The organism is Streptomyces sp. NPDC060205 (genome assembly GCF_042728395.1).
Taxonomy (GTDB): domain Bacteria; phylum Actinomycetota; class Actinomycetes; order Streptomycetales; family Streptomycetaceae; genus Streptomyces.
This window is the reverse complement of record NZ_JBHWZP010000495.1, coordinates 1-5,113: the sequence shown is the minus strand read 5'-3', so window position 1 is coordinate 5,113 and position 5,113 is coordinate 1. Positions and strand designations below refer to the sequence as shown.

Here is a 5,113-nt window from a genome sequence, read left to right as displayed (position 1 = left end):
GCTGGTGGCTGTACCGCCCCTTCGGCGTGTGGATCCGTCAGAGATCAGCTGCAACCACTGGTCGAACCGCAGCCCTCGCAGATGTAGCAGGAACCGGCCCGCTGCATCTTCGTACCGCAGGAGAAGCACAGGGGGGCGTCCGCCTGGATGCCCAGCTGCATCTCGACCAGTTCGGCACTGGTGTGGGCCTGCTGCGGAGCCGGCTTGACCGCTTCGACCTCGGCCTTGGGGGTGACGACGGCCTTCAGTTCCTGCGCGCGGGGCGCGGACTGCGCCAGCCCCTCGACGTCGACCTCGTCCTCGCCGGCCTCGTACGAGCCCGTCTCCAGGTGCCGCTGCCGCTCGTCGGCCGAGTGGATGCCGAGGGCGGAACGCGTCTCGAAGGGCAGGAAGTCGAGCGCCAGGCGGCGGAAGATGTAGTCGACGATCGACTGCGCCATCCGCACGTCCGGGTCGTCCGTCATACCGGCCGGCTCGAAGCGCATGTTGGTGAACTTGGAGACGTACGTCTCCAGGGGGACGCCGTACTGCAGGCCTACGGAGACGGCGATCGAGAAGGCGTCCATCATGCCCGCGAGGGTGGAGCCCTGCTTCGACATCTTCAGGAAGACCTCGCCGAGACCGTCGTCCGGGTAGGAGTTGGCGGTCATGTAGCCCTCGGCGCCACCGACCGTGAAGGACGTGGTGATGCCGGGACGGCCCTTGGGGAGGCGCTTGCGGACCGGGCGGTACTCGACGACCTTCTCGACCGCGGTACGGATGGTGTCCTCGGCCTTGGCCGTGACAGCGTCCGTGACGGTCTTCTCCTTCTCCTTGGTCTTCGCGGAGAGGGGCTGGCCGACCTTGCAGTTGTCGCGGTAGATCGCGAGCGCCTTGACGCCCATCTTCCACGCCTCGAAGTAGACCTCTTCGACGTCCTCGACGGTCGCCGTCTCCGGCAGGTTGACCGTCTTGGAGAGCGCGCCGGAGATCCACGGCTGGATCGCGGCCATCATGCGGACGTGGCCCATCGCGGAGATGGAACGCTCGCCCATGGCGCAGTCGAAGACCTCGTAGTGCTCGGTCTTCAGGCCCGGGGCGTCGATCACATTGCCGTGGTCGGCGATGTGGGCGACGATCGCCTCGATCTGCTCCTCCTGGTAACCCAGGCGGCGCAGGGCCTGCGGGACGGTGCCGTTGACGATCTGCATCGAGCCGCCGCCGACCAGCTTCTTGAACTTGACCAGGGCGAGGTCGGGCTCAAGGCCGGTGGTGTCGCAGGACATCGCGAGACCGATGGTGCCGGTCGGGGCGATGACCGAGGCCTGCGCGTTGCGGAAGCCGTTCTTCTCGCCGAGACGCAGCACGTCCTGCCAGGACTCCGTGGCGGCGGCCCAGATCGGCGTGTCCAGGTCGTCCACGCGGGGGGCCACGGCGTTGGCGTCGGAGTGCTGCTTCATGACGCGCTGGTGCGGCTGAGCGTTGCGGGCGTAGCCGTCGTACGGGCCGACGACCGCGGCGAGCTCGGCGGACCGCTTGTACGAGGTGCCGGTCATCAGGGAGGTGATGGCGCCGGCGAGCGAGCGACCGCCGTCGGAGTCGTACGCGTGCCCCGTCGCCATCAGCAGGGCGCCGAGGTTGGCGTAACCGATGCCCAGCTGGCGGAAGGCGCGGGTGTTGTCGCCGATCTTCTGGGTCGGGAAGTCCGCGAAGCAGATCGAGATGTCCATCGCCGTGATGACGAGCTCGACGACCTTCGAGAAGCGCTCGACGTCGAAGGACTGGCGGCCCTTGCCGTCGTCCTTCAGGAACTTCATGAGGTTCAGCGAGGCGAGGTTGCAGGACGTGTTGTCCAGGTGCATGTACTCGCTGCACGGGTTCGAGCCGTTGATACGGCCGGACTCCGGGCACGTGTGCCAGCGGTTGATCGTGTCGTCGTACTGGATGCCCGGGTCGGCGCACGCCCAGGCCGCCTCCGCCATCTTGCGGAACAGGTCCTTGGCGTCGACCTCCTCGATGACCTCGCCGGTCATGCGGGAGGTGAGGCCGAACTTCTCGCCGTTCTCGACGGCCTTCATGAACGTGTCGTTCACGCGGACCGAGTTGTTGGCGTTCTGGTACTGGACGGACGTGATGTCGTCGCCGCCCAGGTCCATGTCGAAGCCCGCGTCGCGCAGGGCGCGGATCTTCTCCTCTTCCTTGACCTTGGTCTGGATGAAGTCCTCGATGTCGGGGTGGTCGACGTCGAGGATGACCATCTTGGCGGCGCGGCGCGTGGCGCCGCCCGACTTGATCGTTCCTGCGGAGGCGTCGGCACCGCGCATGAAGGAGACGGGACCCGAGGCGTTGCCGCCCGAGGAGAGCAGTTCCTTGGAGGAGCGGATCCGGGAGAGGTTCAGGCCGGCGCCCGAGCCGCCCTTGAAGATCATGCCCTCTTCCTTGTACCAGTCGAGGATCGACTCCATGGAGTCGTCGACGGCCAGGATGAAGCAGGCGGAGACCTGCTGCGGCTGGGGCGTGCCGACGTTGAACCACACCGGCGAGTTGAAGCTGAAGATCTGGTGCAGGAGGGCGTACGCCAGCTCGTGCTCGAAGATCTCGGCGTCGGCGGGCGACGCGAAGTACTTGTAGTCCTCGCCGGCCTTCCGATACGTCTTCACGATGCGGTCGATGAGCTGCTTGAGGCTCACCTCGCGCTGCGGAGTGCCCACGGCACCCCGGAAGTACTTGCTGGTGACGATGTTGACCGCGTTCAACGACCAGAAGTCGGGGAACTCGACGCCACGCTGCTCGAAGTTGACCGAGCCGTCGCGCCAATTGGTCATGACGACGTCACGGCGCTCCCAGGACACCTCGTCGTACGGGTGCACGCCCGGGGTGGTGTGGATGCGCTCGATACGCAGTCCCTTGGTGGCCTTGGTGCCCTTCGCGCGGGAACCTCGTGCCGGACCGCTCGCCGTCTCTGTCATGCCGCCTCCCTGTATCAGGCTAAAACGCCCTGAAGTGCCTCGTTCTTCCCGGGGCACGGTGTGTGTTCTGGTATTGCGAGCACCGCCTACGCGTCCGCTCGCAACAGGTATGTGGTCGCCGCCGATCGGCAGGGCCGGTGCCGGCCCTTCTCGTCAGTCGGCGGCGGTCGCGGGCACGGGGACTTCGACAGCCTCTCCGGACCCGCGGTCGCTCCCTTGGCACCCCTCGCACACGTCGTCGTCGGCCGCGGCGGGGCCCTGCGTCTCCCTGAGTTCCGTGATGGCGGCCTCGAAGTCCTCCAGCGAGTCGAACGCCCGGTAGACGGACGCGAACCGCAGATAGGCGACGAGGTCGAGCTCCTGCAAGGGGCCGAGTATGGCCAGTCCCACGTCGTGGGTGGTCAGTTCGGCACTCCCGGTGGCCCGCACCGCCTCCTCGACCCGCTGGCCGAGCTGAGCGAGTGCGTCCTCCGTGACGGGCCGCCCCTGGCACGCCTTGCGCACGCCGTTGATGACCTTCGTACGGCTGAACGGCTCGGTGACTCCGGACCGCTTCACCACCATGAGGGAGCACGTCTCCACGGTCGTGAACCGACGGGAGCAGTCGGGACACTGGCGGCGCCTGCGGATCGACGTGCCGTCGTCCGTCGTACGACTGTCGACCACACGGCTGTCGGGGTGCCTGCAGAAGGGGCAGTGCATCGAATCCAACCCTCCTCGCACAGCACGACTCGATAGCCTCGGCAGGCCCTTGAGCCCCTCGAAGCAGCCCCCAGCATAGGCGATGACCTAGGACCTGGAAGACCGGGGGACCACAACTTCTGGGCTGCTGTGGAACTCGGACCACTATATGTAGGGCCTGACCCGAATTTCACGCTCTACGCGCGTGTCGCACCCGTATTGGCATGTGCCGCACGTCCATTCCGGCGGGGAGCGTACGGGGATACGGTGTGCGGCAGCGGTACGGGGGCCGGTTCCCGCTCCACAGGACACCTGATGGCAGACTGACCCCCGCCCCGTTCCGACCCACAAGGCCACGGCATCGGCGGCGAAGAGTACGAGAAAATGCGGCACCGAGCACCTTCGTCCGGCCCGTGCAGCGGTAGCCATACACCCAGACGCGTGATCACGTAAGGCCATTCGCGTTTTTTCACTCGAACGTGTGTTTGGCGCAACCTTTCGAAAGCAACTACCGTTGTCCAGCAGGGAGACGAACGAGAGGGGCCGACGTGACCACCACCGCAGACAGTGCCACCATCACTGCCCAGGACCGCTCCCAGGGCCGATTTGAGCCGGTGCAAGCCATGAATGAAACCGCGAACCAGGAGGGGCCCAAGCCCGCCCGCTCCCTGCCGGGCCGACCTCCAGGCATCCGGGCGGACAGCTCCGGGCTCACCGACCGGCAACGCCGCGTCATCGAGGTCATCAGGGACTCCGTCCAGCGGCGGGGATACCCACCGTCCATGAGGGAGATCGGACAGGCCGTCGGCCTCTCCAGCACCTCCTCCGTGGCCCATCAGCTGATGGCACTGGAGCGCAAGGGCTTCCTGCGCCGCGATCCGCACCGCCCCAGGGCCTACGAGGTCCGTGGATCCGACCAGTCCTCCGCGCAGCCCACCGACACGGCCGGCAAGCCGGCGGCGTCGTACGTTCCGCTCGTCGGCCGGATCGCCGCCGGTGGTCCGATCCTCGCCGAGGAGTCGGTCGAGGACGTCTTCCCGCTGCCCCGGCAGCTGGTCGGTGACGGTGAGCTGTTCGTGCTGAAGGTCGTCGGCGACTCGATGATCGAAGCCGCGATCTGCGACGGCGACTGGGTGACCGTCCGGCGCCAGCCGGTCGCGGAGAACGGCGACATCGTGGCGGCCATGCTGGACGGTGAGGCGACGGTCAAGCGCTTCAAGCGCGAGGACGGCCATGTGTGGCTGCTGCCGCACAACTCCGCCTACCAGCCCATCCCGGGTGACGAGGCGACCATCCTCGGGAAGGTCGTGGCGGTGCTCCGGCGGATCTGACGATCCTCCCCTGACCGGGCCCCGGGACCTCTGCGCCGGTTCCGGGGCCCTGTGCTGTCCCCGTCATCACTCACGGATGTCCCACGGGGCCCTGCGCTGAAGCGCTGCACACGCCACAGGGGCTGTTGCCTCCCGCTCTCACCGGAGCGGGAG

The 5,113-nt window shown here is 67.3% G+C and carries 3 protein-coding genes; 1 reads left to right on the top strand and 2 read right to left on the bottom strand.

Going from position 1 to position 5,113, the window contains the following annotated elements:
• Nucleotides 1–44: 44 nt before the first annotated feature.
• Together ACFWGJ_RS41740 and nrdR are read right to left on the bottom strand one after the other, a co-directional pair.
• Nucleotides 45–2,948, bottom strand: coding sequence for a vitamin B12-dependent ribonucleotide reductase (locus tag ACFWGJ_RS41740; protein ID WP_387334180.1), 2,904 nt, complete (start codon nt 2,946–2,948; stop codon nt 45–47).
• Nucleotides 2,949–3,101: 153 nt separating this feature from the next.
• On the bottom strand, nt 3,102–3,650 hold the full coding sequence (gene nrdR, locus ACFWGJ_RS41735; RefSeq protein WP_387334179.1) for a transcriptional regulator NrdR: 549 nt from the start codon (nt 3,648–3,650) through the stop codon (nt 3,102–3,104).
• Between the two features lie 527 nt (nt 3,651–4,177).
• On the opposite strand from nrdR, the gene lexA reads away from it, so the two are divergent.
• Nucleotides 4,178–4,960, top strand: coding sequence for a transcriptional repressor LexA (gene lexA, locus ACFWGJ_RS41730; RefSeq protein ID WP_107021475.1), 783 nt, complete (start codon nt 4,178–4,180; stop codon nt 4,958–4,960).
• The last annotated feature ends 153 nt before the right edge of the window (nt 4,961–5,113 follow it).